Source organism: Motilimonas pumila (assembly GCF_003596335.1).
In the GTDB taxonomy this organism is placed as follows: domain Bacteria; phylum Pseudomonadota; class Gammaproteobacteria; order Enterobacterales; family CBDFNC01; genus Motilimonas; species Motilimonas pumila.
This window is the reverse complement of sequence record NZ_QZCH01000005.1, coordinates 44,879-71,278: the sequence shown is the minus strand read 5'-3', so window position 1 is coordinate 71,278 and position 26,400 is coordinate 44,879. Positions and strand designations below refer to the sequence as shown.

Genomic DNA, 26,400 nt, shown 5'->3' with positions numbered 1-26,400 from the left:
TTTTATTCCTGCCTTGTCGTAAATCTTACGCCACCATTAGGTAGCTTTATTTCCTGCATTTCTTTGCTATCTTCAGGCTGTGGAGCTTGGCTCACAGCCGGTGTAATAGAAGGTGCCAGAGTAGGCTCTGGGGTTGCAGGGGGTTGATATGCAAATTTTGAAATCGCAATCACCACTCGGCGATTTTGCTCTCGCCCTTGCGCGGTATCATTATTCGCAATTGGTGCATATTCACCATACCCTTCTACAGCCAAACGCTGTGGAGTAATGCCCTGATTTTGAAATCGCTTTAAAATTTGAGTCGCTCGGGTAACCGATAACTCCCAATTAGAAGCAAACAGCTCAGTATTAATAGCTTGATTGTCGGTGTAGCCTCTCACACGAACAAAATTATTATTTTGCGCCAAGACATTGGTCAACCGCGATAGCAAGTTTTCTGCTGAGGGCGATATTCGCGCGCTTCCACTGGGGAAAATTAAGCCCGCGCTAATATCTAACGTTATCCAATCATCTTCCACAGTGACTTTAACTTGACCATTATCGAGCTCTTTTAAAAGGGCTTCGTTAACTTCTGTTTTCATGGTGGCTAAAGGCGCGCCGAGGTTTTTATTTTCAACCTGTGTCATCTCTTGGCCCGCTTCAATGGGTGAACCAGCGTCATCGAGTAAACCCGACCCCATTGGGTCTATCAACTCATGGCCATCATTGTCTAACAGGCCTAACGTTTGTACCTTGTCATTGGCACCGTTAAACTGTTTGGTTGCAGCGTAAAAACTATCGACTAAATACTCATACTTACCTTCGTTTACCGAAGCGGCGGCATATAGCACCACAAACAAAGCAAACATCAGCGTCATATAATCTGCGTAAGATACTAGCCAGCGCTCAACGTCATTTTTGTCGTTATTATGTAATCGACGAGAAATGCGTCTAGCCATTAGCGCCCCTCGTCAGTAAACGCTTCCAGTCGACGTTTAATGGTTAAACTGTTTTCGCCATTAACAATTGCAACCAAACCTTCCACCGTCATTTCTTGATACCAAGCACGGCGTTGATTCATAACTTTGAGCTTATGGTATATCGGTAAAAACAGTAAATTTGCAAAACCTACACCATAAATAGTAGCAACAAAAGCCGCCGCGATACCTTTCCCTAATACGGTGGGATCGTCTATCGCAGACATCGCCTGTATTAACCCCATTACCGCACCAATAATGCCTATGGTTGGGCTGTAGCCACCCATCGCCTCATAAACCTTCGCTTGCAGCTCTAGTTGCTCTTGTTTTAAATCAATATCTTGTTCTAAGATGCCTCGCATGGTTGCTGCGTCAACACCATCGATGATCATGTTTAAGCCCTTGTCAGTAAAACCATCATGTTCACCGTCTGCTGCGACTTTTTCTAGCGCTAGAAAACCTTTTTGTCGAGCGGTATTTGACCATTGCTCAATGCGATAAATTTGTTCATGAAATGCGTATTGAGGGGGATGAAATAAGTCTTTTAGCGCCAGCATGGCACCACTAAATTGCGGCACACTCGATTGAAAAAACACCGCGCCGACGGTGCCGCCAACAACAATGATAAAAGCCGGTAAATTCACCAAAAAGGACAATTCACCACCGGAAAGAGACTCAGCTACTATGAGAGAAAGAAATGCAACAACTAACCCCAGTAGACCGACTCTTTCCATTAAGTCAATTCCGTCATGATGCGTTTAGCTACGTGTTCTAATGGCAGTGACTCACTCGACAGCCCCGCATTTGCCATTGCTTGAGGCATGCCATAAACCACGCACGTTTTTTCATCTTGCGCCCAAATGGTCGCGCCGGCTTGTTTTAATAATTTACCGCCTTCCCGGCCGTCTGCGCCCATGCCCGTCAGCACGATGGCCAAGGTTTTGTTTTTGTAGAGTTTAGCAACAGACGCAAAAGTAATATCAACACAAGGTTTGTAATTGACCTTGTCATTCCCAAGCACAATGCGTATGCGTGCTTGTGCGCCACGACCTTCCACTAACATCTGTTTGCCACCTGGCGCTAAGTAGGCCACGCCTCGTTCAATTGGGTCGCCGTCTTGTGCTTCTTTAACTTTGATTTTACATAGGTTATTCAAGCGAGCAGCAAATGCAGAAGTAAAAGTAGACGGCATATGCTGAATTAACAAGATGGGTAATGGAAAGTTAGCAGGTAACTCAGTGAGTACCTTTTGCAATGCTACAGGGCCACCCGTTGAGGTCCCAATAGCAAGCATGTCATAGCTTTTACCACTGCGTTTAAAACTCACCGGTTTCGACGGCGCAATGGCAGACGCCACCACAGGTTTCGCTTTAGCCGAAGATTTGAGCGCAGGTCTTGCAGATGATAACCGGTTACTGGCATCAGAAGTGCTGCTAGCCGGCGCTTTGGCTGGGCGAGAAGCAAATACCCGACGCCTAGCTAAAGCTTTAACCCTTTGTTGAAGCATTTCAACCGCTTGCTCTTTATCTCGAGCAATGTCTTCAAACTTCTTTGGGATAAAGTCTAACGCACCCGCTTCCAGTGCTTCTAATGTCGCAGTCGCTCCTTGATGAGTTAGGGAAGAGAACATCAGCACTGGTGTCGGTGTACTGGCCATGATTTCACGCACCGCTGAAATGCCATCAAGTACAGGCATTTCGATGTCCATGGTAATCACATCCGGTTTTAGTCGTGCAGCCATATCCACAGCTTCTCGACCATTTTTTGCGGTATCAATCACTTCAAGAGTCGGCTCTTGATTTATGATTTCACTTACACGTCGGCGGAAGAAACTCGAGTCGTCAACCACTAAAACCTTTATAGCCATTCAATCTCTCAATCAATTATTAAGCGTAATGCTTCAACAAACTTGGTATATCTAAGATTAAGGCTATACCACCGTCACTGGTTATGGTTGCCCCTGCCATTCCAGGGGTTCCCTGGAGCAGGTTGTCGAGGGCTTTGATGACCACTTCTTCTTGGCCTATCAAGCTATCAACCACAAACCCAACTTGATTTGTCCCCAGTTGCACAATCACTACGTGCCCTAAGCCTTCGCGTTTTTCTTTCGCAACTTCACCGTCTCGTAACAACCAATCTTGCAAGTAAAATAGCGGTATCGCTCTATCACGCACGATTACAGTGAGTTGGCCATCAACCATGTTGGTGTTTTGTAAATCTAGGTGGAAAATTTCATTCACGTTAGTCAGTGGCAACGCAAACGTCTGCTTACCCACTTGAACCATCAAGGTAGGCAATATCGCTAACGTTAACGGCACTTTAATTTCTAGACGCGTACCCTCACCCAACTTAGAGTCGATATGAATAGCTCCGTTGAGCTGAGTGATACTGGTTTTTACAACGTCCATGCCTACGCCACGGCCCGAAATATCCGATATTTCAACCTTGGTAGAAAAGCCAGGTGCAAAGATCAAATTGTAAGCTTCAGTATCCGACATTCTATTGGCAGTATCAGGGTCGAGAATCCCCTTATTAATAGCAATTCCTTTCAACTTCTCGGCGTCCATCCCAGCACCGTCATCTTGAATGACGAGTAAGATATGGTCGCCTTCTTGCGACGCTGATAATCGAATTTGCCCCAATCTAGGTTTACCATTTTGTTCTCGTACATCCGGCATTTCAACGCCGTGGTCTACTGCATTTCGCACCAAGTGGACAAGCGGATCGGCCAGCGCTTCAACCAAGTTTTTATCGAGATCAGTATCTTCACCTTCAAGCTCAAGGTTAATTTCTTTTTTCAGGCTGCGCGCTAAATCGCGTACAACCCGAGGGAATCGGCCAAATACTTTCTTAATAGGCTGCATGCGAGTTTTCATTACCCCGCCCTGTAAATCAGCCGTTACAACGTCTAAGTTCGCTACCGCTTTTGACATGGCTTCGTCGTTGCTATTCACTCCTAAACTGACTAAACGGTTACGCACCAATACCAGCTCGCCAACCATGTTCATAATTTCATCAAGTGTGCGAGTATCCACCCGAACGGTCGATTCGGCTTGTGGTGCAGGCGTTCGAGCAGCCGGTTTTTCCGCCGTTTTATCTTTTGCCGCTGGAGCCGCAGGTTTCGCCGCCGCAGGTTGTGGTTTCGCAACAGGAGCAGCCGGTGCAGGAGGAGTAACCTCAGGTGTTACAGCAGGCTTAGCATCCGCGGCAGTAGGACTGCCACCCGCGCCGTGTAATTCATCTAAAAGTCGTTCAAACTCATCATCGTCAATATTCTCAGATTCAGCAGGACTCGGCTCAACAACAGCGGGGCCAGAATGCTTACCTTTGCCATGAAGCTCATCAAGTAATGACTCAAATTCATCGTCAGTAATATCGCCACTCGCCTCAGGAGCAGGGGTAGCCTCGGCTTTCGCGGTCGGCGAACCAGACGAACCGTGTAATTCATCAAGTAAGCGCTCGAATTCATCATCGCTAATTTCATCAACACCGGCACTAGAAGGGCTAGCTTCAACAACGGGCTCAGGGATCGGCTCAGGTGAAGGTGCGGGTTCAGGCTCTGACGCAACAACTTCATCCGCACTGGCCGGAGCACTCAACTTGTGTAGGGCAGCTATGATCTCTGGTCGAGCCGGAGTTAACGGCTCACGAGCTTGTACTTGGGTAAACATATCGTTGATGCTATCGAGTGCTTCTAAGATAACATCCATTAACTCGGCATTGACCTCACGGCCACCGTTTCTGAGCGTATCAAAAACGTTTTCAGCACCATGACAACAATCGACAAGTTCTGTCAATGACAGGAAGCCTGCTCCCCCCTTAACGGTATGAAACCCGCGAAATATTGCATTGAGTAAATCAGAGTCGTCAGGGCTTTTTTCTAAGTCCACCAATTGTTCTGATAACTGCTCCAGAATCTCAGCTGCTTCTACTAGAAAGTCCTGTAATATATCTTCGTCGACTTCAAAGCCCATTCTTTATACCCCTAGAATCCTAAACTTGATAACAAGTCATCAACATCATCTTGTCCACATACCACGTCATCACGTTGCTCTGCATTCATGATGGGACCTTCAGATTCGATGCCAGATTTCACTGTTTTCTCTGGCGTCTCTTTCTGCTCAGATGAACCTTCAATAGCACTGAACATGGTCAACATTTCAACCAGCTTAACTTCCACTTCCTGCACCAAGGTAATGACCCGTCGGATCATTTGACCGGTTAGGTCTTGGAAGTCTTGGGCCATTAAAATCTCTGTTAACAGCTGCCTTAATCTATCGGCATCTTGTTCAGAAACCTTAAGGATTTCATCCAGTTTGTGACAAAGCACTTTAAACTGGCCAATATCTATCTTCCGGTTCATTAAATCATTCCAACCGGGTAAGACTTGTTGGATGTGATCATTTAGACGGTCTGCCAAAGGCAAACTTTCTTCTACCGCATCCATGGTTTTATTGGCCGCTTTGTCTGTCATTTCGATGACATAACTCAGCCGATCCCTGGCATCAGGGATCTCATTTTTGGCAAGCTCTGATAAACGATTGTCATTTTGGAAGTCCACTAGAGAGTCGTGTAATTGGCGGGTTAACATACCCACCTGTTCAAACAACTCACTCTTAGCAGGATCGGCAATAGCATTCGAAACCAAATTGTTGGCTTGTGTAACCTCGCCTTGCTCTAACAAAGCAACAAGCTGATTCGCTTGCTCTAATGTGATCAATGCTTCGTCGGTATCAGCCATGCTCATCCTTTACTGAATTCGCTCAAAGATTTTGTCTAGCTTTTCTTTCAAGGTAGCGGCTGTAAAAGGCTTAACGATGTAACCATTTACGCCAGCTTGAGCAGCTTCAACAATCTGTTCACGCTTCGCTTCCGCCGTTACCATTAACACAGGTAGGTGGCGCAGGTTTTCATCCTTACGGACTTCTTTAAGTAGCTCAATACCTTCCATGCCTGGCATGTTCCAATCGGTCACCAGGAATTCATAGTCCCCGTTTTTGAGCATAGGTAAAGCCGTACTGCCATCGTCCGCTTCGTGAGTATTATTGAAACCAAGATCACGCAATAGGTTTTTAATAATTCTTCTCATTGTAGAAAAATCATCAACAATGAGAATTTTCATATTTGTATCCAACTTAATCTCCTCTATGGCAGTTGGTTATCACTTTTAATCTGATATTTTTAGTTAAGTATGCACAAATACTCATACTTTAGTAGTTACTTGTGTCACTGAATGTGCGCTAAGTCTGCCAATCCGTCATTCGGCCTTTCAATCTGTGAATTGCCTGACTGTGTAGCTGACTCACTCGCGATTCACTGACGCTTAAAACTTCGCCAATTTCACGTAAATTTAATTCTTCGTCATAATATAAAGATAGAACGATTGCTTCCCTTTCTGGCAAAGTTTTTATACAAGCCGCTAAATCTCGCTGAAATCTGTCATCCGACACGCCACTAAAAGGCGCGTTCTCTTGTACCGACTCGGCAGTACTGATTGCGTCCTCACTGACACCTAAGTCATCCATTCCCATAAGCTTGCCGCAGTTTACGTCTTTAAGCATGGCATGGTATTCATCGACCGATACTTCTAAATATTGAGCTATTTCGTTATCTTTTGCATCACGACCGAGCGTTTTTTCAACATGATCAATTGCTTGGGCAATCGAACGGCTATTTTTATGTACACTTCTTGGAACCCAATCACCGCGACGCATATCGTCTAACATGGCGCCGCGAATACGAATACCGGCAAACGTTTCAAAGCTTGCGCCTTTACTGACATCAAAATTACGGCTGGCTTCCAACAAACCTATGAGGCCGGCTTGAATTAAATCTTCCACCATCACGCTGGCAGGTAAGCGTGCCATCAAATGATGGGCAATTCGCTGGACTAACGGACCATATCGCTCAACCAGTTCATTAGGTTGAACCTGACTGGTATAAGTATGGGGTTTAATCACTGACGTTTTCCTTAACGGCGTCGTTATTATCAAGCAGTTTTTCGATGAAAAACTCGAGATGGCCACCCGGCTGATTGGGCACAGGCCATGTCACGGCTTTGCTCGACAGCGCGCGAAATGCTAATGACGAAGGCGACTTCGGAAACGCTTCAACCACTAAGCGCTGCTTTCTTACGGCTTGTCTGACATTGTTATCGTAAGGAATACACGCAACCAGTTCTAATGCGGTATCCAAAAATCGGTCTGTTACCCGAGTGAGCTTAGAAAAGAGCTCTTGTCCTTCCCGTAAGCTTCGCACCATATTGGCCACAATCTTAAAGTGGAACACGCCATACTGAGCACTTAACAACTTGATTAACGCGTAAGCATCCGTGATGGAGGTTGGTTCATCACACACGACCACGACTATATCTTGTGCAGCTTTCGCAAAGCTTAACACCATGTCAGAAATACCTGCGGCGGTGTCAACCAATAACACATCCACCTGGGTTTTCATGTCACTAAACGCGCGGATCAGCCCAATGTGCTCTGCCGGCGAGAGCTCTACCATTGACTTGGTTCCTGAAGTCGCCGGTACTATCATAAAACCTTGTGGCCCCTCGATGATAACTTCATCTAAGGTGCACTCCCCCGATAACACGTGGGACAAATTTTTCTCCACCCGTAAGCCTAGTAATACGTCGACGTTTGCCAATCCTAAATCGGCATCCAAAACAAGCACTCGCTTGCCTTGAGCCGCCAACGATGCCGCAAGGTTCAAAGTTACATTGGTTTTACCGACCCCGCCTTTACCGCCGGTCACAGTAATTACCTTCACTTTATTTGATTTCATCATTCTTAAACCGCTTGCTTGATCACTCATAGCTTTATTCATAATACCCCGAGTTGTGACTATCACCTTCTTCGCTGTACCACTGGTGTTGTTCGCGTTCTACTTCTTTTTCCATCAGGGTCAAGGCGCTATTTACCAAATATTTGGCACTGGCAATTTTGATGTCTTCAGGCACTCTTTGCCCATTGGTAATGTAAGAAATGGGTAAAGCGTGCTTAATGGTAACGCTTAAAATCTCACCTAAACTAAGGCTTTCATCCAACTTCGTTAAAATGCACCCAGATAACGGGATTCTTCTAAAATGCTCGATTGCTTCTTGCACGACCCGCCGTTGCGAGGTGGCAGGTATGACTAAAAAGCTACGAATTTTAACCTTCGAGCTTTTCATCAACGTTTCTAACTGCTCTGACAGGCGCACGTCTCTTTGTCCCATGCCTGCGGTATCAATCAATACCAAGCGTTTATTACGCATTTGATACAAGATGTCAGACATTTCATCGGCATCTTTCGCCACGCGCACAGGACAACCTAAAATTTTGCCATAAGTGGCTAGTTGCTCATGGGCACCAATTCGAAATGTGTCGGTAGTGATCATGCCAATTTGCTCTGCGCCATGCTCCATCGCAAAGCGTGCCGCTAACTTGGCAATCGTCGTCGTTTTACCGACTCCGGTCGGGCCTAACAAAGCCACCGCGCCGCCGTATTTAAGTATTTCATTGGCGCCAATTTCAACTTGCCCTTCAAGGAGTTGAAATAAATGCTGCTTGGCTTCCATGGCACTGCAAGTTTCAGGAATACAGCCGGCAAGCTGGTCTGCAATATCATCAGAAAAACCTGATTTGTTAAGCCATTTGATCAGCATGGCACGAACGGGCTCTTTGCGCTCCATCTCTTGCCACATTAATCCAGAAACTTGGTGTTCAAGCAGTTTACGCATGGATGCCATTTCTTCGCGCATCGCTTCTATCACCTGTTCTTCTTTCGAAGCTTGAACGGGACGCCGAGCCGGTTTCGCCGAAGGCTCCTCCATGCCCCATTCATTCTGCTCCATTAAAGTAGCAGGTTGCGGCGCACTGCGGACCTGTCGAGGCTTAGCAGCTGCGGCCGTCGCTTGACCTTGTTTAGCCAGTAACGACGATAATGAATCCGCTAAATCTTTACCTGAGCGACCATTTATTTTTTCTGCTTGGCGCGTCGCTTGCGAGTCAGCCAACTCTTGCGATTGCTCAGCAAGGGTGGAGGGGCGAGGTCCAGTCGGCTTTGGCCTAGTAGGAGCTTGCATACTCGAAAGTTGCACGTTGTCTTCTTTTAAGTCTCTCGATGGCGCCGGTTTTTTTTCTGAATTTTGGTAGTCAACCGCGGCAACGATTTCAATGCCACCGGTCACTTTCTTGTTGGACATAATGACCGCATCAGGCCCTAAGATCTCTTTGACCTCAGCCAGTGCGGCTCTCATATCTTTTGCAAAAAAACGCTTTATCTTCAATCTAGTGTCTCCGGCCGATTATTGCCCGACAGAGCTTACAATGCGTATTTGTTTGTCTTCAGGAACTTCTTGGTATGACAACACCTGTAAACCTGGAATGGTGTTTTTCACAAATTTTGCCAAAGTTGTCCTTAATACCCCTGATGTTAATAATATAGCAGGTTGACCGGCTAACTCTTGTTGCTGAGAAGCTTCATGCAATGAACCTTGTATGCGCTCAGCTAAACCAGGCTCAATTCCGGCGCCTTCGCTGCCACCTGCTTGAATAGAGTTATGCAATATTTGCTCCAACTCAGGCGACAAGGTAATCACAGGGATTTCCGGGTCTGAACCGACAATATTCTGACTAATCATACGTTTGAGTGCGATACGACACGCCGCAGTCAAAATCTCGGCGTCCTGGCTTTTAACACCATAATCCGATAAAGTTTGCACTATTGTACGGATATCTCTGATCGGCACACCTTCATTGAGCAAACTTTGTAAAACTTTGACAATGACACCTAAAGGTAAAATTTCAGGCACTAAACCCTCAACCAATTTTGGATGCGTTTTTGCTAATAAATCCAATAGGTTCTGAACTTCCTCATGGCCTAATAATTGGGCTGCATGATTGGTTAAAATTTGGCTCAAATGCGTGGCGACAACCGTGGCTGCATCGACCACCGTATACCCCATAGATTGTGCGTGCTCACGTTGACTGATATTGATCCACAAAGCATCGAGTTGAAATGCGGGCTCTATCGTCGGGGTGCCTTCAATCGCACCAAAGACTTGACCTGGGTTAATTGCCATCTCTTTGTCATGGAAAATTTCAGCTTGACCGCTGCTGACACCCATCAATGCTATGTTGTAATTATTAGGGGGTAAATCTAGGTTATCCCTGATGTGCACAGGCGGGATCAAAAAGCCCAGCTCTTGGGATAATTTTTTTCGTACCCCTTTAATGCGCTCAAGCAATTCTCCGCCTTGGCTCTTATCCACCAAAGGAATTAAGCGGTACCCAACCTCAAGGCCTATAGTATCGACAGGTTGCACATCATCCCAGCCAAGCTCTTTAATTTCAGGAGCAGGTGCTGCAGCCAGCTGAGCGTCAGTCATTGTCGTGCCCGTCTCTTCCTGTTTCTTATTTCTACGGTTAAGCCAATAAGCGCCCGCAGCCGCCATTAATCCAAGGCTAATAAACGCAAAATGGGGCATGCCAGGTACAATACCCATAACAATTAAAATACCTGCCGTGATCGCAAGCGCTTTTGGGTTCGCAAACATTTGCGACATGACTTGCTCACCCATCTCTTCAGAACGGTTTTCACGCGTTACTGTGATCGCCGCTGCAATCGACAATAACAACGATGGAATTTGCGCGACTAAACCGTCACCTATGGTGAGCAAAGTATAGATTTCGGCGGCTTGTGAGAAACTTAAGCCATGCTGAGCCATACCGATAATGAAGCCGCCGATGATATTGATAAACAGGATTAAGATCCCCGCAATCGCGTCGCCTTTAACAAACTTACTGGCACCGTCCATTGAGCCGTAAAAGTCAGCTTCACGCGTCACTTCTTCGCGTCGTAATCTGGCTTGGTCTTGGTCTATGATGCCAGCATTTAAGTCGGCGTCGATAGCCATTTGCTTACCAGGCATGGCGTCCAGGGTAAAGCGTGCGCTTACTTCTGAAATACGACCTGCACCTTTTGTCACTACCACAAAGTTAATGATCATCAAAATCAAGAAGACAATTAAACCCACAGCGTAGTTACCGCCAATGACCACCGAGCCAAAAGCCGCAATAACATTACCGGCGGCGTCGCCACCTTGATGGCCTTCCAACAATACGACACGAGTGGAAGCTACGTTTAGGGCTAAGCGAAGTAAGGTGGCAATCAGCAATACAGCAGGAAAGGACGCAAAATCTAACGGTCGCTTGGTGTAAATAGACACTAATAGCACGATCATTGCCAAAGCAATGTTAAACGAGAACAATAAATCCAGCAAAAACGCAGGCATAGGTAAAACCACCATACCTAGCGTCGCGAGCACCATCACGGGTGCTCCTATGCCTTTGATTAACTTGTCTCTTTGCTGCCAGAAGCTAGATAAGTTTGATTTTAGTTCCATTCACGATATCGACAAAAAAATGACGTAATGGCCATTATGCAATATACGTTCCGATTCGAAAAGCACATTACAAATATAAATCCTGCATTGGCTCAAAAAATCAGTATTTAAAACCATCTGGCATTTCAAATTCTGCTGGCAATGCGACAGGCCGCTTGCCTTTGCCCTTTCTAAATTGTTCCAGCTGAAAAATATAAGCCAGTATTTGTGCCACTGATACGAATAGCTGACTGGGTATTTCTTTATCTAAATCAGTAGTATGATAAATGGCGCGACATAATTGCGGTGAGCGCATGACAGGAACCTCATATTCCCTTGCTATCTCCCTGATTTTAAGTGCAATATGATCAACACCCTTAGCAACAACAATCGGTGCCCCATTACGGGATGAGTCATACTTTATCGCTACAGAGAAATGTGTTGGGTTAGTGACGACAACGTCAGCATCGGGGATCTCCCCCATCATTCTGCGCTGTGCAGCTTCCATTTGTAATCGTCTGATTCTTGCCTTAACTTCAGGTTTACCGTCTTGATCCTTGTGTTCGTCCTTCACTTCCTGCTTGGTCATTTTTAATTGCTTATTGTGATTCCACAATTGATAAGGCACGTCGACCACGACAATGACTATCAAGGTAAAGCACAATAAAATAAACATCCAAGTGAGCATATCAAGTGAACGAGGTGCACTGGCAGAAAGTGGCGTAGAACTTAAGTTGAGTATATCTTCAAAAGTGACGTGTAAAATCCCCCAAACGCCGCAGCCAATCACTGAGACCTTGAGAATAGATTTTAACAGTTCCACCATGCCTTGCGTACCAAACATACGTTTGAAGCCGGCTAATGGGCTCATCTTGCTGAACTTTGGCATCATGGCTTCGGTGCTAAAATTTAAGCCGCCGATGACAATGTTAGCAATGATGCCGGTGCAAAATAGAATGATCAAAATCCCTGCTACCGGTAACAACATTTCGGCGATACCAGTGGCAAACATCACTTCCATTTGTTTCGGATCAAACGCGGTGTCGCGGTCAAAAGTGAACAAATCCGTCATCATCACAATAAAGGCGTCAGCTAAGTATCCCCCTAAAAAGAGCAGGCTACTGGATGCCATAATCAATAGAGCAGCGGTACCTAACTCTTTTGAGCGGGGAACTTGGCCTTTTTTTCGGGCGTCAGAGAGTTTTTTCCCCGTGGGGTCTTCCGTTTTTTCCTGGCCGTCAGATTCTGCCATCTGCTCCCCTTACTTCTCTAAGGACGACAAGCGCCATTGAGCAACTCACACATAAACTCTGCGCCGCGGATCCACTGGTTCTCGAAATGACCAAGCACATTGCCGATGGTGAGCCATAAAATGAATAAACCAAACAACATACTGATCGAAAAGCCCAGTGAGAATATATTTAATTGTGGCGCAGCTCGGGTCATGATGCCAAATGAAAAATTCACCAATAACATCGCCACAATCGATGACATAGACATGGTCAGTGCAGCGGTAAACATAATCCCAAGCCAAGCAGCCAGCTTTTGGTAGTGCATCGCGCTTATACCTTCCATAGAAATAGGTAAGGTGGTAAAGCTTTCGACTATCATGGCTATCATTACTAGGTGACCATCAAACGCTAGGAACAATAAAGTAACCAACATTAAATAGAACTGCCCCACTACTGGAGACGTTTGTCCGTTCATCGGATCGGCCATCGACGCAAAACCTAAACTGGTTTGCATCGCGATAATTTGACCTGCAATAACAAAAGTTTGCATAACAAATACCGAAACAGTACCGATCGCAGTTCCTATTAATATCTGTTGCAAGACCACCAAAAAACCAGCCAGTGAAAACAATTCTATGGGTGGCGGAGCAGGCAAGACTGGCACCACCATAAAAGTAATGGCCAGCGTCAGTAATAGTCGAACACGTTTTGGCGTGGTTTGTGCGCCAATGGCTGTCATCACCATGAGCATGGCCCCTATTCTGGCTAACGCCCATAGGTAGATGCTTAACCATTCAATAGCAACTTCAGCAGGTAGATTCATTAACCAACAATGCTCGGTATTTGTTCAACCATGTTATAGAAAAAGTCCATCAGCAAGCCAAAGCCCCAGTGAGCACCGAACATCAAAGCTAAAATGGTAATGATTAAACGCGGTAAAAAACTCAATGTTTGTTCATTGATAGAGGTAGCAGCTTGAAAAATCGAAACAATAAGACCAATGATAAGACTAGGAATGATACAAGCACACACCAGTATCAATACCACCCACAGGGCTTCTCTAAAGACATCAACAAATACCTCTGGGGACATGTTAGCCTCCTATAGGCCGAAGCTGCTTGCTAAACTACCTATGACTAAGTTCCAGCCGTCGACTAACACAAATAGCATGAGCTTAAAGGGCAATGAAACAATCATGGGTGAAAGCATCATCATACCCATGGCCATCAAAATACTGGCCACGACTAAGTCAATGATAAGAAACGGCACAAAAATCATAAAACCAATCTGAAACGCGGTTTTCAGCTCGCTGGTAACAAACGCGGGAATCAGAACCTGAATGGGCACTTCTTCTGGTGTTGCGACTTGGATATCAGCCATCTCGACGAATGTTTGTAAATCCGTGACCCTAGTTTGTGCCAACATAAACGCCATCAAGGGTTTTTTGCCTGCTTCAATGGCTTGAGGAAAAGTCATTTGCTCCTCAAGGTAAGGGGTGATGGCTTGTTGATTGATACGATCAAACACCGGCGCCATAATAAAAAAGGTCATAAATAAAGTGATGCCTATGATCACTTGATTCGATGGTGTTTGTTGCAAGCCAAGCGCTTGGCGCAAAATGCTCATAACAATCACGATACGCGTGAACGACGTCATCATAATGACCATTGCAGGTAGGAAGCTGAGCGCGGTCATTAACGCGAGTACTTGCAAGGTTAAACTGTATTCTTGGCCACCGTCTGCATTGGTTGTTACCGTAACCGCTGGTAACATGCCATTGGCAGCCCATGCCGGGCTAAAAATCAATGCTGCCAGTAAACCGATATACAAAACAATGCGTGAAGGCTTCATTACTTTTTCATCATCCCTGAGAAAGACTGGGCAAAATTTGCCGGAGCACCTTGTTTAACTTCCAAGGGCTTGTCGAGTTTATCAAGTAGATTAATTTGCGACGCACTTGCGCCCAGTAAATACTGTTGCTCTCCTACTTGCACCACAAAGATTTTTTCATTTCTGCCAACGCTTAGGTGCGCCACCATTTTTATATCTTGACCCGTAAAGTGTTTAATAAGATGCGTTTTTTTAAACAAGGTCGCGGCGATAAAAATCACCACAATCACCACCGCTAAAGAGGCAAAAACAGAGCCGAAATTGGCATCCACGCCTTTTTCAACGGTCGCCATTACAGGGCTGGCAATCATTGCCAGCAAGAAGAGAATCCACTTCATTATTTTAACTTTTTAATCCGTTCAGTTTGACTGATAACATCCGTTAAACGAATACCAAATTTGTCATTCACCACAACTACCTCGCCATGGGCGATCAGGGTTCCGTTAACTAGCACGTCTAAAGGTTCACCGGCGACACGGTCTAATTCAACCACAGAGCCTTGGTTTAATTGTAATAGATTACGTATGCTAATTTGACTGCGGCCCACTTCCATTGAAATGGTCACGGGGATGTCCATGATCGCATCAAGTCGGCGTTTTTCTTCGGCACTGATTTCCGGTGCTTCGTCGGTAAATTCTTCAAGTACCGCAGGCTGCACTTCCTCTTCAACGGTACCTTCCGCTTCAGCGAGGGCTGCTGCCCATTCATCCGCCATATCTTGGTCATTACTCATGCTGTTTAATCCTCTATGTCATCAACTTCAGAGTTGACGGGGCGCCCATTGCGAGTGACTAACTCTAACTCTGATTTTACAGACTCTGGACGTTTTAGTTTTTCAGTAATTTTCACCGCAACATGTTCATTGGTCTGGCCCATTTTGCCGCGGTAGGTTGGTAGGTCTTCAATAAAGACGGTCATGGTATCTGGCATTTCTACTGGGATCACATCCCCCGGTTTTAGCTCCATGATTTGGCGCAGTGATAATTCGGTTTCAAGTAGCTTGGTGCTCAATTCAACAGGTACGTCCATGATTTCATCTTGCAGGGCTTTGCTCCACCGGAAGTCGGTGTCTTCTTTATCACTCTGAACACCGGCATCGAGTAGCTCTCGAATAGGCTCTAACATCGAATAAGGCATAGCAATATGAAAGTCGCCACCGCCGCCATCGAGTTCAATATGAAAAGAGTTCACCACAATCACTTCAGTAGGACTCACAATGTTAGCCATTGCCGGGTTCACTTCCGAGTCAAGGTATTCAAACTCCGCATCCATCACGGGGGCCCAAGCTTCGTGATAATCTTCAAATACAATTTTTAACAGCATTTGAATGATGCGCCGCTCAGTGGGGGTAAATTCTCGACCTTCAATTTTGGCGTGATATCGACCATCGCCACCAAAAAAGTTTTCCACCAAGATAAACACCAAGCGCGCTTCCATGGTAATCAGGCCCGTGCCTTTTAGCGGACGAAAACGCACCATATTTAAGCTTGTGGGTACAAACAAGGTATGGACGTATTCGCCAAACTTGATCATTTGCACGCCATTAATTGATACTTCCGCCGTGCGACGCATCATATTAAATAGGCTTATTCTAAGGTGACGGGCAAAGCGTTCGTTAACCAACTCCAAGGTTGGCATTCGTCCACGAACAATTCGGTCTTGAGAAGAGAAGTCAAAATTGACCGCGCTGGTGGACTCTAAATCACCCACCTCTTCTTCTTCGACATCATCAACGCCGTGAAGAAGCGCATCAATCTCGTCTTGTGATAAAAGATCTGTCATTCATTACGCCTAGATAAGAGCTTTATATTTATTGTAAAACAAATCCGGTAAATAGAACGGACTCAACCGTTGGCGCTGAAGCGACTTCGTTCATGGCTTTTTGAACTTCTTGCAGCGATTTTTTACGTAATTCTTTTTTGCCTTCTTCACTGCGCAACTCTTGCGCCGTAGCGGCACTAAACACACTTAATAAGGTACCTTCAATTAAAGGAATATGCTGCTTGGCAGTATTTTCATTGTTCGTGCCACGAACCATCAATTGCACTTTAATTTGCACTAAGCGCTCTCGCTCCCCTGTCATGGCCGTTACGTTAAATACAAAGGGCCTTGGCATACCTACATATATAGCTTGTAAATTAGAGGTTTTGCCAGTGCTAGCACTGCTATCTCCCTCTGAAGCCGGCGCCGAAGTTTCATCGGTGTCTTCACCTCCCATTAAAAAGTGAGCAGCTCCGCCGCCGCCAGCAAGCAATACAAGTACAGCGACAATAATAATTATCAGCTTGCCTTTGCCCGGCTTTTTTTCATTTAACGCAAGATCTTCCGTTGCTTCATCCGCCATTTTTTACTCAACATTCATTCAGGTATTGCTTCAATTATTGCATAACTAATTCTGTGCAAATAGAGATGTTAAGCATAAAAATCGATTCCTTTGTCCGTCTGCACAAAATTCAAACCAGAGGCCGGTAAATCTGACTCCCAATTATCCTGTTCAGTCTCAAGGGCATTTTGACTACTTCCATCAGCACCTTGCCCTGAGCCATGCTGATCCGAAGATTGTTGCGCAGAGTGTTGTTGCTGCCCAACTTGACTGTCTCCGAGCTGGATGCCTTGCTCCGCTAACATTTCCTTCAGTTTAGGCATATGTTGATCCAGTAACTCCCGGCTATTGGCTTGCGTTGTTTGAATACTGACGCTGAGTTGATCATTTTGCATCGACACCTTGATGTGCATGCTGCCTAATTCAGCCGGATCCAGTCGAATTTCGGCTTTACCAATCCCGTTGTTCATCATCATGTTAATGCGTTCTTTCAACATGGACGGCGCTTCTCTTGCGGCCAGTTCAAATTTTTGACTGGCTTCAAATTGATTTTCGCTAACCTGTTGTCCCATCACGGTTTGCTTGGCAACCATCTTGGCATCAAGGGCTTGTGTATTATTGATGTGTTGGCTTGAAATTGGGCTGGTCACTACACTCCCAGGCTGCTGGCCCACTTGTGCATTAGCCGTTGCATTCACAGGTTTATCGGTTTCAAGCTGGGGCTTGTTATCATCACTGACTGCATCAAACCGTTCTTGGCGACTTTTACTGTCAGCGGGTTCTAAATGTAAAGCTTTACCGCCCAACTTGTCTTTATCGCCTTTATCCTCACTTGTTACGGTCTGTTTAGCATCATTGATGCTAGCCTGCTCCGTTTTTATGTCTGTTTTCTTCTGAATGTCAGCCTCTGTGTCAGTGTTTGGCAAATCACTGGCCGTAAAATTGGCGTTGACGGTTTTAGCCTCTGCCTGTTGCTTCGTGCTGTCTTTGGCTTCTGACCCTGTTATTTTACTGGCTTGCTCAGACTCTGCTTTGACAACGCTTGTAAGTTTGCTGGTTTCACTCTGGTTAGCAGCTGGTGTATCGAGCGTGAATTTTTGGTCGACTTGCTCTGCTCCAGCTTTGACAGAGTTTGTCAGCTTACTAGCTTGATTCTGGTTTGCATCTAGCGTGATTTTTTTATCTTGTTCGAGGCTGTTAATGCCGGGTTTTGGGTCCAAAGCCTGACGCACCGCTTTTGCAACCTCCCCTAAATCCGCATCATTAAGCGCAGCGCCTTTATCAGCAGAAGCCATTTCTGAGTCCATCGCTAACGCAGCAGAGGCTTGCAACTTTGATAGCAGCTTTTGTTCACCTGCAGTAAGCGGTTGTCCTTGTTGTACTTTAAATGCAATTTGCTGTAACTGCAGTTTTTCTTCGCCAGACATTGTGGCGTTAACCTTAGCTGCTTGCTCTGCTAAATCTTCGCCTGTGCTTTGAGCACTGGAGCCTTGTAATAGCTGCGTGGTATCTAACTTAGCACTTGCACTGCCTGTTAGGGGAGCATCTTTACCGGCTTGGGAACGGTGCGAGCTATCGGTTCCATCAATATTACCTTGCGGTGTAGACATCGCCGTAGCATTGATGTCATTAATAGAGGGAGCGAGCGTTTTCAGCTGTTGTTCAGATTGTTGTATTTGCGCCAGCACCGCAAAACCTTGCTTACCATCTGTCTCACTTTTTGACGGTTCAACATTACCCTGTGCGACTTGCTCTGGGTCATTATCATTATCGGTATCTTCATCCTGGGGCTTGCCTTCTGCGCTTTGCTTTGAGTCGGCTCCGCTATATGTATCTTCCACTTTCTCAACAAGTTGGCTGTCGTTGTTAGCATCGAGCTCAGCAACCGTTGCTCCGTCGGTTTTTTGACTGTTATCCAGCACCGCTTTTTTGTCTGCGGCAGTTTGTTTAGCTTCTTGGTATGTCGACGCAAATTGACTCGGCTGTTGGGCCGCTTTATCTTCATTAAGTAAGCTATTAAGCGAGCCGCCCTCTTTTGCGCCACCCGATTGAGTCGCGGCATTCGCTGTTTGCACTGAAGTTGCTTGCATCATACGTTACTTCCATATGGTTGAAGCGGCAGGAACTTGCCTTTTTAGCCGCGAAAACAAAGATAAATTCAGTGGCATGACGAAAATCTCACAAATTGCCACTGCTAGACTTAATAAAAGCAATAACTGCGCCAATATTGTCTAGTTAGGATTAATAACTATCTTGCTGCTTTTTATAAAATTGGAAATTGGCAAATTCGTCAAGCATTTTCTGTTCTTGTTTATTGGCTTTGATTTGCGCTGCTTGCTCGCGCTTTTCGATTAACGACTCGACTGCTTTACGTTTGTTTTGCATCGCGATCCAATTACGCTTTTTGACGTCAACTTGGTGCATCACTTGCGGCAACGCTTGTTGCTGTTGAACCATGGCAGCTTCAAGTTTGGCGACAAACTTTTGATAGTGGCCAAAGCTATCGGCATATAAGCCTGACGCACCTTTGTCGTGCATTTGTTGGAGGTATTGATTACGATAATTTTGAAGATTAGCAAACTGCTTACGAAACTCTGCTAGCTGCTGTTGCGCTTGAGCAAATTCTATTGAGGCGGTTTGTTCATGCTTTTTATGTTGATCCAATACCAAGTGTAAAGCTTTATCCGCCATAGAGGCTCCGAAGGTTATCTAGGCTGGCCGCCGTTGACAAACTCTTGGGCTAATCCAGCAAGTTGACTCAAGCTATTTTCATAGCTTACCGATTCTTTCATCGATTGTTGCAAGAAGTGATCCAACCTAGGTTTAATGTTGATGGCTTGGTCGATACGAGGGTCGCTGCCTCTGGCATACGCACCGATAGTAATCAAATCTTTATTTTCTTGGTACAACGAATAAGCTTGCTTAATTGCGCGCGCAAGCATTTGGTGTTCATCACTTGTCACGCTAGGCATTACCCGGCTAATTGACTTACCAACATCAATGGCAGGAAAGTGGCCGCTGTCCGCTAAGTCTCTTGATAATACGATGTGACCATCCAATATTGCCCGCGATGCATCTGCGATGGGGTCTTGCAAATCATCCCCTTCGGTTAACACGGTAAAAAAAGCCGTAATCGAGCCCTGGTTTTCACTGCCGTTACCGGCTCGCTCCACCAGCGCCGGTAATTTGGCGAATACTGAAGGTGGGTAGCCTTTTGTGGCAGGCGGCTCACCAATGGCCAAAGCTATTTCACGCTGCGCTTGCGCGAATCGGGTCAAGGAGTCCATTAATAACAAAACATTTAAACCTTGATCACGAAAGTACTCGGCTACTGTCAACGCGGTTTCACAGCCCTTTAACCGCATCAAGGGTGAAGCGTCAGCAGGCGCTGCAATCACCACAGAACGAGCACGTCCCTCTTGCCCTAAAATTTCATCAATGAACTCTTTGACCTCACGGCCACGTTCGCCAATTAGGCCAACCACAACCACGTCTGCGCTACTGCCCCGGGTCATCATACCCAGCAATACGCTCTTACCGACACCTGAGCCTGCAAACAGTCCCATTCGCTGCCCTTGACCTACCGTTATCATGGCATTAATCGAGCGTACACCAACGTCCATTGGCTGCTTTATGGGTTTACGTGCTAAAGGATTCAGGCGGGTAGCAGCAAATTGCGCTTTGTCTTTAGTTAAAATGTCACCTAAGCCGTCAAGCGGATTGCCAACACCGTCAATCACCCGGCCGAGTAATTCCATGCCTACTGGGATACCCTGGTGCTGACTCATGGGCAACACCTTAGCCCCTGGCAATACGCCGGATAATTGTTCGCTGGGCATCAGGTAAAGCTTATCATTGGCAAAGCCAACCACTTCAGCTTCAATTAAGCCATCCATGGTTTCAACTTGGCATAAGCTGCCAACTGGCGCGGTACAACCAATCGCTTCTAAAGTAAGCCCAACCACCCGAGTTAACTTGCCTGCAGCCACTGCATTAGTCGTCAGGTCTTGAGCTTGATAACTTTGCAATCGAGCTTTGAGGTCTAGCATTAACTTGGCTCTGGCGGAGGCTGAGTCACTGACGAAGACTCTGGCGATATTGCTGGCTGCGGCTCAGCGCTGACAGCCTCACTTTGAGGCTCTGTGGGTGTCTCGGCATCGCTTGGCTGAGCATCGCCGCTAACATCAGGTGTAGCTGCCACTTGTTGCTCAGGTTCAACCGGTCTATCGTTGAGTTGTTCTGAGTTATGCGCCAAAAACTGCTTAAGCACTTGATTCACACGCATTTCAAGAGGGTAATCCACGCTCGATATGTCTGTTTTCACTTGGCAATCACCGCGATTAAAGCTCGGTTCCGCTTGTAGCGACCAGCCACGTTTATCACATTCTTCATCGCCAAACACCGCTTTTACCAGCACTAGATCATCCGGGTGCAGCAATAAGGTGGTCTTCTGCGCGGCAAACGGTAGAGCGTCTATCGCCTGTTTCAATGCAGCCAAAATCACTTGGGGGTTGGTTTGTACTTCTACTTTTACAATTTGCTGCGCCAAAGCCATGGCAAGTTGCACTAGCTCTAACTCAATTTGTTTGTCTAATTGCAATTTGGGAAAATGCAACTGTTCAGTGAGAACTTGCCACTGGCCTGATTGAGTAGCGATTTGCTCAGCGCCTAACTCAAGCCCTTGCTGTAAGCCTTGCATTAAACCTTCTTCGTGACCTTTGCCAAGGCCCTCTAAACGCCCTTCTTCTTCACCTTTGGCAAAGCCGGCAGCTTGACCTTCTTTAAAGCCTTCATCAAAAGCATCTGTTCGAATAGCTTCGATTTCTTCTAAGGTCGGAGGTGCAGGCACCTGCTCTTCTTCAACCGGCTCTTCAATTTGCTTGAACCAGTCGGTTTTCATGTTTAAAGCATTGGTTTCTTCTGTTTCAAGAGCTACTTCCATTTTTGGAATCTGCCACAATTCAGGTCTTTGATCTGGGTTTTGTTCATCTGCCATGATTATAAGAACTCGTCGCCGCCACCGCCGCCTAACATAATTTCACCGGCATCAGCCAAACGTCTTGCCACAGAAAGGATTTCTTTTTGCGCCGACTCTACTTCGCTGACACGAACAGGTCCCATCGCTTCCAAGTCATCTTGCAGCATCTCAGCAGCACGTTTTGACATATTGCGCATGATTTTCTCTTTCAATGCATCTTCCGCACCTTTCAATGCGCGCTGTAATACATCTTGCTGAACTTCGCGCAGTAAGGCTTGAATACCGCGGTCATCAACGTCTATTAAGTTATCAAAAACAAACATAAGATCTTGAATTTGTTGACTCATTTCCTCATCAGACTCACGAATAGAGTCCATTAATGGTCCCTCGATGCTGGTATCCAAGTAGTTCATGATATTGGCAGCTGCTTTTAAGCCGCCCATCTTGGCCGCTTGTGCACCCGCTTGGCCAGCAAACTGTTTCTCCATGATTTCGTTCAACTCTTGCAATGCTGCAGGTTGAACCTCTTCAAGGTTAGCAATACGCATCATCAAATCCAGTCGCACTTTCTCAGGGAACTGACTCATGATTTCAGACGACTGCTCAGGCTCTAGGTAAGATAAAACTATCGTTTGGATTTGAGGGTGCTCATTTTGAATAATGCTTGCCACTTGTCTTGCATCCATCCATTTCAATGAATCTAAACCTCTCGCGCCACTGCCCATAACGATTTGTTCAACCAAGTTACCGGCTTTATCTTCCCCTAAGGCTTGGGTCAATGCGCTGCGCACGAAATCTTCACTGCCAATACCTATGTTGGTGAATTTTTGAATATCATCCACAAACTGGCGATGGACCGCAGCCACTTTCTCTTGTGAAAAATCCCCCAAAGATGCCATTGCCATGCCTAAACGCTGAACTTGTTTAGGCTCTAAATGACGAAAAATCTGCGCGGCATCTTCTTCGGTTAAACTCAGCATTAAAATTGCCGACTTCTCCACCCCGTTAAGGGTGGCAATATCAAATTTTTTCTCTTCTGAGTTTTCGTTATCAGGCATCTGCGTTCAACCAATCTTTAATTACTTGGGCGGACAAGTCCGGCTCGTTGGCCACCAGGGCGCGTACCGCTTTCATAAGGTCTTCATCTTTGTGTAAATCTGGCAGTTTGAATTGACCATCTCTTATTCCAAAGTCTAGCTCTTCTGAACCATCTGCGGCGATAAGTTTGAGATCATCATCTCCTTCCAGTGAGCCCACTGCACCGCCCATATCAAACTCTTCGGTCTCAGTGGTTTCTGGGTAAAGCAGTTTCTTCAGCATCGGTCTGATAATCGCAAAGACCACGATCAAGATAACCACCATAGATCCGCCAAAGCGCAGCATTTGATAGAACTGATCAGACTCCCAAAATGGCGGTGGCTCAACAGCTTCAAGCTCAGGGCGGTTAAAGGGAACCGTAACCACCTCTAAGACGTCGCCACGGTTCACGTCAAATCCTAAACTCCCTTGCAATAATCGGCGAATACTCGCTAATTGCTCTTGACTGCGAGGCGTGCGAGAAACATTGCCATCAGCTCCAGCAGCGTTGTTATAATCCACCGCAACCGACACGGTTAAACGTTGCACCATACCCACTTGCTGTCTCGAGTGACTGATGGTGGTGTCTAGCTCATAGTTACGAGTGGCCTCTTTGTGGTTAGAGCCTGGGATCACGCTACCGCCTTCACCCGTTTCAGCCACTTCAGGAATATCCGCTTCAAGCGGGGGTTGATTGGTTAACGCACCAGGCACGGCAGCGTCTGAACCACCCGTGGTTGAGTTTTCCACCGTCATCTCGCTACGCAATGCCGGTAAGTCTTGGTTATAACGTTTTTGAGTTTGCTCAAGGGTACTAAAGTCCATGGTAACATCGACTTCTGCGGTGTAATTATCTAAGCCCACCACGGGAATCAAAATAGAGTCGATTTTCTCTTTGTATTCATCCTCGCGTTTGCGCTCTAATTCATATTCTTTGCGGTTACGAGCGGCCATCGGGTCTTGGCTGCCAGAGTTCAGTAAACGGCCACGTTGGTCGGTCACCGTCACGCGAGACGGACTCAAAGAGTGCACCGCAGAGGCGACCATATCCACGACTGAGTCGACTTCTTCTTGGCTTAAACTGTTCGCACGAGACACAGTTAGCACAACGGTCGCACTGGCTTTTTGCTCTCGGCGAGTAAATACATTTTCTTTTGGAATAGCCAGTAAAACTTGGGCTTTTTGCACATTCTTCATTTCTTGAATGGCAAGGGCAAGCTGGCGCTCACGGCTAAGTTTTAGGCGTTCTCGTTCAACCCGTTGGCTAACACCAAAGCCCATGTCTTGCATTAATATTTCATCGCCTTTTTCATCCACTGGCGACAAACCTCCGCGAGTCAGGCGAAGCTTAATGCTATGGAAATTGTCGGCTTCGACTAATACGGTGTTACCTTCTAGCTGATAAGGGATTTTCTCAGCGTCAAGAAAATCCAGCGTGGTGATTAGCTGCTCAGTTTTAAAGTTACCTAATGGGCGATAGTCAGGCGCTTTGCCCCACATCCACAAAATCACCACAATTGCCAAGACAATGGCCAGCCCCAAAATAATGGTGACTTGGCGCAGCACATCAACATTGCCTAATACCGCAAGAGGTGAACTTTTTTGTTCGCCTTGCTCTAATTGTGCACTTTGATCCAATGCAGCGGCGTCAGTGCCGGCCATTAAATCTGTGTTTGAATTTGCTTCTGCCACTTAATTAGCTCCTCAATTAAACCGGCATGCTCATGATTTCTTTGTACGCTTCCACAACTTTGTTACGCACTTGAACCGTAGCATCGAATGCTACGCCAGATTTACTGGCCGCAATCATTACGTCACCTAAACTGACAGAACGATCGCCCATATCAAAGCGTGTTCTCAGTTCATTTGCATTTTGCTGCAAGCCATTTACGTTGTCGATAGCTTGTTTAAGCATATCACCAAAGTCACTATGACTGGTGGCTTGAATTTGAGATTGATTTTCTAGGCCTTTGGCTTGTACCGATAAAGCCTGCATTTCACTGTATAATGATGAGCCGTTAATGTTCATGAAAAATTCCTAGTTATGTTATCGCTGTCAAATATCTGACTGCTGGGTGTCAATCTGTCTCTACACTAGGTAAATGCAACTATTAGGCCAAAATAAAAAAAGGATGCTTTCGCATCCTTTATTAATCATTAAGCAATTGATTTAAAATACCTTTCAAACAGGAATTTCAACACCCATCTCTTTCATTTTAGCCATTTTATATCGCAGTGTACGGGGGCTAATACCCAATTTCTCGGCCACGTCTTTGCGTTTACCCGCGCAGGCTTTTAACGTCTCAATAATGATTTGGTGCTCTTGGTGCTTTAGTTCTTCACCTAGGTTTTCATCAGCAAAACTGTCACTGTCGCCCAAGCCAGAAGCATTGGGTAATTTAATCGTCAAATTTGTATCATCATGACTTAGTTGCCCTGCCGCAGCTAACTCATCTTCTAAAATGAGATGATCGAGTTCGATATCTTGATTTCCCGCTAAAATCAGCGCCCGTTGTACCACGTTGTCTAACTCTCGTACATTGCCTGGCCAGCTATAAGCGTAAAGCCTGTCTGTTGCGGCTTGAGTTAATTCAGGAATCGGACCCTGACTATGGTGGCGCGCGATTAAATGCTTTGCCAAAGGAATAATATCACCTCGACGACGATGCAAAGGTAACCATTTAATTGGAAATACGTTTAAGCGGTAATATAAATCCTCTCGGAAAATACCATCTTGTACCGCCTGCTTTAAATCTCGGTTACTGGTGGCGAGTACCCTTACATCTAGCTGTACCGTCTTTCTACCACCTAAACGTTCGACCTCTTTCTCTTGCAAAACGCGCAGTAACTTGGCTTGTAAGCTTAAATCCATCTCAGTTATTTCATCTAACAAGATGGTACCTCCCTGCGCCTGTTCGAATTTTCCTGGGCACGCCTGAACGGCGCCGGTAAATGCGCCTTTTTCATAACCAAATAAGGTCGCTTCTAACATGTTATCTGGAATTGCAGCGCAGTTAATGGCCACAAAGCTTTGCTCAGCGCGAGGCGACATATCATGAATATAACGCGCCATAATTTCTTTCCCCGCACCGCTTGGGCCAGACACCATGACTGAGGCATCACTCTTGGCCACTTTAGCCGCCAAGTTAAGTAATGCTTTTGTACTGTCGTCGCCAAATACTGGCGTGCGCTTTTCACACTTTTGCGCAGGCGCATACCGGCTAACCTGATTCAGTAACACCTCAGGCGCAAATGGCTTAGCCAAATAATCAATGGCACCATCACGCATCGCAGTGACTGCATCGTCAATGGTGGCATAAGCCGTCATTAATAATACTGGCGTATCAGGGTATTTCACCTTAATGTTTTGCAATAAGGTAATACCATTCATGCCGCCCATTTGAATGTCGCTGATCACCAAATCATAACTTTGCCGACCTAGCGCTACCAATGCCGCTTCGCCACTGTCAGCTTCAATACACTGATAACCTGCAATCATTAAGGTATCGATTAATGCTTCTCTTAAACCTGCATCATCTTCAACCACAAGAATTTGTGCTTGTGACATG

At 46.0% G+C, this 26,400-nt stretch carries 26 protein-coding genes; all 26 read right to left on the bottom strand.

The window, feature by feature from the left end; genetic code table 11:
• Positions 1-2 precede the first annotated feature (2 nt).
• The 26 genes from D1Z90_RS06670 to D1Z90_RS06545 all read right to left on the bottom strand — a co-directional run bounded on the left by D1Z90_RS06670 (position 3) and on the right by D1Z90_RS06545 (position 26,399).
• Positions 3-938, bottom strand: a complete 936-nt coding sequence (locus D1Z90_RS06670) for an OmpA family protein (RefSeq protein WP_119909975.1) — start codon at positions 936-938, stop codon at positions 3-5.
• Positions 938-1,690 carry a flagellar motor protein gene (locus tag D1Z90_RS06665; RefSeq protein ID WP_119909974.1) on the bottom strand — a complete coding sequence of 251 codons (753 nt, stop codon included), beginning with the start codon at positions 1,688-1,690 and terminating at the stop codon, positions 938-940. The genes D1Z90_RS06670 and D1Z90_RS06665 overlap by 1 nt, the downstream gene beginning before the upstream one ends.
• Positions 1,690-2,823: a protein-glutamate methylesterase/protein-glutamine glutaminase gene (locus D1Z90_RS06660; RefSeq protein ID WP_119909973.1), complete on the bottom strand. Its 1,134-nt coding sequence runs from the start codon at positions 2,821-2,823 to the stop codon at positions 1,690-1,692. The genes D1Z90_RS06665 and D1Z90_RS06660 overlap by 1 nt, the downstream gene beginning before the upstream one ends.
• Before the next feature lie 19 nt (positions 2,824-2,842).
• Entirely contained in the window at positions 2,843-4,930 is a 2,088-nt protein-coding gene (locus D1Z90_RS06655; RefSeq protein ID WP_119909972.1) for a chemotaxis protein CheA, read from the bottom strand.
• An 11-nt stretch (positions 4,931-4,941) separates the two neighbouring features.
• Complete coding sequence (locus D1Z90_RS06650) at positions 4,942-5,697, bottom strand: protein phosphatase CheZ (RefSeq protein ID WP_119909971.1); 756 nt, start codon at positions 5,695-5,697, stop codon at positions 4,942-4,944.
• Positions 5,698-5,706: 9 nt separating this feature from the next.
• Entirely contained in the window at positions 5,707-6,090 is a 384-nt protein-coding gene (cheY, locus tag D1Z90_RS06645; protein WP_119909970.1) for a chemotaxis response regulator CheY, read from the bottom strand.
• Between the two features lie 106 nt (positions 6,091-6,196).
• Complete coding sequence (locus D1Z90_RS06640; protein ID WP_119909969.1) at positions 6,197-6,916, bottom strand: RNA polymerase sigma factor FliA; 720 nt, start codon at positions 6,914-6,916, stop codon at positions 6,197-6,199.
• A complete protein-coding gene (locus D1Z90_RS06635; RefSeq protein ID WP_198419066.1) occupies positions 6,909-7,790 on the bottom strand; it encodes a MinD/ParA family ATP-binding protein in 882 nt (293 codons plus the stop codon). The genes D1Z90_RS06640 and D1Z90_RS06635 overlap by 8 nt, the downstream gene beginning before the upstream one ends.
• Positions 7,783-9,234, bottom strand: coding sequence for a flagellar biosynthesis GTPase FlhF (gene flhF / locus D1Z90_RS06630; protein WP_119909968.1), 1,452 nt, complete (start codon positions 9,232-9,234; stop codon positions 7,783-7,785). The genes D1Z90_RS06635 and flhF overlap by 8 nt, the downstream gene beginning before the upstream one ends.
• Before the next feature lie 18 nt (positions 9,235-9,252).
• Positions 9,253-11,352 (bottom strand): flagellar biosynthesis protein FlhA, encoded by a 2,100-nt coding sequence (gene flhA, locus D1Z90_RS06625; protein ID WP_119909967.1) that lies wholly within the window; start codon positions 11,350-11,352, stop codon positions 9,253-9,255.
• A 100-nt stretch (positions 11,353-11,452) separates the two neighbouring features.
• Complete coding sequence (flhB, locus tag D1Z90_RS06620) at positions 11,453-12,583, bottom strand: flagellar biosynthesis protein FlhB (RefSeq protein WP_119909966.1); 1,131 nt, start codon at positions 12,581-12,583, stop codon at positions 11,453-11,455.
• 17 nt (positions 12,584-12,600) lie between these two features.
• Positions 12,601-13,386, bottom strand: a complete 786-nt coding sequence (gene fliR / locus D1Z90_RS06615) for a flagellar biosynthetic protein FliR (RefSeq protein WP_119909965.1) — start codon at positions 13,384-13,386, stop codon at positions 12,601-12,603.
• Positions 13,386-13,655: a flagellar biosynthesis protein FliQ gene (gene fliQ / locus D1Z90_RS06610; protein WP_119909964.1), complete on the bottom strand. Its 270-nt coding sequence runs from the start codon at positions 13,653-13,655 to the stop codon at positions 13,386-13,388. Before fliQ ends, fliR begins: the two co-directional genes overlap by 1 nt.
• A gap of 9 nt (positions 13,656-13,664) precedes the next feature.
• Positions 13,665-14,414, bottom strand: a complete 750-nt coding sequence (gene fliP / locus D1Z90_RS06605; RefSeq protein ID WP_119909963.1) for a flagellar type III secretion system pore protein FliP — start codon at positions 14,412-14,414, stop codon at positions 13,665-13,667.
• The gene (gene fliO, locus D1Z90_RS06600) at positions 14,414-14,791 is read right to left on the bottom strand and encodes a flagellar biosynthetic protein FliO (protein WP_119909962.1); all 378 of its coding nucleotides are present in this window, start codon (positions 14,789-14,791) and stop codon (positions 14,414-14,416) included. Before fliO ends, fliP begins: the two co-directional genes overlap by 1 nt.
• Positions 14,791-15,186: a flagellar motor switch protein FliN gene (fliN, locus tag D1Z90_RS06595; RefSeq protein ID WP_119909961.1), complete on the bottom strand. Its 396-nt coding sequence runs from the start codon at positions 15,184-15,186 to the stop codon at positions 14,791-14,793. Before fliN ends, fliO begins: the two co-directional genes overlap by 1 nt.
• A 5-nt stretch (positions 15,187-15,191) precedes the next feature.
• Entirely contained in the window at positions 15,192-16,235 is a 1,044-nt protein-coding gene (gene fliM, locus D1Z90_RS06590) for a flagellar motor switch protein FliM (RefSeq protein WP_119909960.1), read from the bottom strand.
• Positions 16,236-16,263: 28 nt separating this feature from the next.
• On the bottom strand, positions 16,264-16,797 hold the full coding sequence (gene fliL, locus D1Z90_RS06585; protein WP_119909959.1) for a flagellar basal body-associated protein FliL: 534 nt from the start codon (positions 16,795-16,797) through the stop codon (positions 16,264-16,266).
• 68 nt (positions 16,798-16,865) lie between these two features.
• Positions 16,866-18,869: a flagellar hook-length control protein FliK gene (locus tag D1Z90_RS06580; protein ID WP_119909958.1), complete on the bottom strand. Its 2,004-nt coding sequence runs from the start codon at positions 18,867-18,869 to the stop codon at positions 16,866-16,868.
• Between the two features lie 148 nt (positions 18,870-19,017).
• A complete protein-coding gene (fliJ, locus tag D1Z90_RS06575; protein WP_119909957.1) occupies positions 19,018-19,467 on the bottom strand; it encodes a flagellar export protein FliJ in 450 nt (149 codons plus the stop codon).
• A 14-nt stretch (positions 19,468-19,481) separates the two neighbouring features.
• A complete protein-coding gene (gene fliI / locus D1Z90_RS06570) occupies positions 19,482-20,825 on the bottom strand; it encodes a flagellar protein export ATPase FliI (protein WP_119909956.1) in 1,344 nt (447 codons plus the stop codon).
• Positions 20,825-21,772 (bottom strand): flagellar assembly protein FliH, encoded by a 948-nt coding sequence (gene fliH, locus D1Z90_RS06565; RefSeq protein WP_119909955.1) that lies wholly within the window; start codon positions 21,770-21,772, stop codon positions 20,825-20,827. The genes fliI and fliH overlap by 1 nt, the downstream gene beginning before the upstream one ends.
• Positions 21,773-21,774: 2 nt before the next feature.
• Positions 21,775-22,812, bottom strand: a complete 1,038-nt coding sequence (gene fliG, locus D1Z90_RS06560; RefSeq protein WP_119909954.1) for a flagellar motor switch protein FliG — start codon at positions 22,810-22,812, stop codon at positions 21,775-21,777.
• Positions 22,805-24,523: a flagellar basal-body MS-ring/collar protein FliF gene (gene fliF / locus D1Z90_RS06555; protein ID WP_198419065.1), complete on the bottom strand. Its 1,719-nt coding sequence runs from the start codon at positions 24,521-24,523 to the stop codon at positions 22,805-22,807. Before fliF ends, fliG begins: the two co-directional genes overlap by 8 nt.
• A 16-nt stretch (positions 24,524-24,539) precedes the next feature.
• Positions 24,540-24,860 (bottom strand): flagellar hook-basal body complex protein FliE, encoded by a 321-nt coding sequence (gene fliE, locus D1Z90_RS06550; RefSeq protein ID WP_119909953.1) that lies wholly within the window; start codon positions 24,858-24,860, stop codon positions 24,540-24,542.
• A 153-nt stretch (positions 24,861-25,013) separates the two neighbouring features.
• Positions 25,014-26,399: a sigma-54-dependent transcriptional regulator gene (locus tag D1Z90_RS06545; RefSeq protein WP_119909952.1), complete on the bottom strand. Its 1,386-nt coding sequence runs from the start codon at positions 26,397-26,399 to the stop codon at positions 25,014-25,016.
• Position 26,400 lies beyond the last annotated feature (1 nt).

Coding starts and splice junctions, on each gene's coding strand:
- D1Z90_RS06660 (WP_119909973.1), bottom strand. CDS start 2,823: ATGGCTATAAAGGTTTTAGTGGTTGACGACTCGAGTTTCTTCCGCCGA.
- fliJ (WP_119909957.1), bottom strand. CDS start 19,467: ATGGCGGATAAAGCTTTACACTTGGTATTGGATCAACATAAAAAGCAT.
- fliM (WP_119909960.1), bottom strand. CDS start 16,235: ATGACAGATCTTTTATCACAAGACGAGATTGATGCGCTTCTTCACGGC.
- D1Z90_RS06655 (WP_119909972.1), bottom strand. CDS start 4,930: ATGGGCTTTGAAGTCGACGAAGATATATTACAGGACTTTCTAGTAGAA.
- D1Z90_RS06650 (WP_119909971.1), bottom strand. CDS start 5,697: ATGGCTGATACCGACGAAGCATTGATCACATTAGAGCAAGCGAATCAG.
- fliE (WP_119909953.1), bottom strand. CDS start 24,860: ATGAACATTAACGGCTCATCATTATACAGTGAAATGCAGGCTTTATCG.
- D1Z90_RS06580 (WP_119909958.1), bottom strand. CDS start 18,869: ATGATGCAAGCAACTTCAGTGCAAACAGCGAATGCCGCGACTCAATCG.
- fliP (WP_119909963.1), bottom strand. CDS start 14,414: ATGAAGCCTTCACGCATTGTTTTGTATATCGGTTTACTGGCAGCATTG.
- D1Z90_RS06665 (WP_119909974.1), bottom strand. CDS start 1,690: ATGGAAAGAGTCGGTCTACTGGGGTTAGTTGTTGCATTTCTTTCTCTC.
- D1Z90_RS06670 (WP_119909975.1), bottom strand. CDS start 938: ATGGCTAGACGCATTTCTCGTCGATTACATAATAACGACAAAAATGAC.
- fliG (WP_119909954.1), bottom strand. CDS start 22,812: ATGCCTGATAACGAAAACTCAGAAGAGAAAAAATTTGATATTGCCACC.
- fliL (WP_119909959.1), bottom strand. CDS start 16,797: ATGGCGGATGAAGCAACGGAAGATCTTGCGTTAAATGAAAAAAAGCCG.
- fliN (WP_119909961.1), bottom strand. CDS start 15,186: ATGAGTAATGACCAAGATATGGCGGATGAATGGGCAGCAGCCCTCGCT.
- fliR (WP_119909965.1), bottom strand. CDS start 13,386: ATGAATCTACCTGCTGAAGTTGCTATTGAATGGTTAAGCATCTACCTA.
- flhB (WP_119909966.1), bottom strand. CDS start 12,583: ATGGCAGAATCTGACGGCCAGGAAAAAACGGAAGACCCCACGGGGAAA.
- fliI (WP_119909956.1), bottom strand. CDS start 20,825: ATGCTAGACCTCAAAGCTCGATTGCAAAGTTATCAAGCTCAAGACCTG.
- fliH (WP_119909955.1), bottom strand. CDS start 21,772: ATGGCAGATGAACAAAACCCAGATCAAAGACCTGAATTGTGGCAGATT.
- D1Z90_RS06635 (WP_198419066.1), bottom strand. CDS start 7,790: ATGAATAAAGCTATGAGTGATCAAGCAAGCGGTTTAAGAATGATGAAA.
- fliQ (WP_119909964.1), bottom strand. CDS start 13,655: ATGTCCCCAGAGGTATTTGTTGATGTCTTTAGAGAAGCCCTGTGGGTG.
- flhA (WP_119909967.1), bottom strand. CDS start 11,352: ATGGAACTAAAATCAAACTTATCTAGCTTCTGGCAGCAAAGAGACAAG.
- fliO (WP_119909962.1), bottom strand. CDS start 14,791: ATGAAGTGGATTCTCTTCTTGCTGGCAATGATTGCCAGCCCTGTAATG.
- D1Z90_RS06545 (WP_119909952.1), bottom strand. CDS start 26,399: ATGTCACAAGCACAAATTCTTGTGGTTGAAGATGATGCAGGTTTAAGA.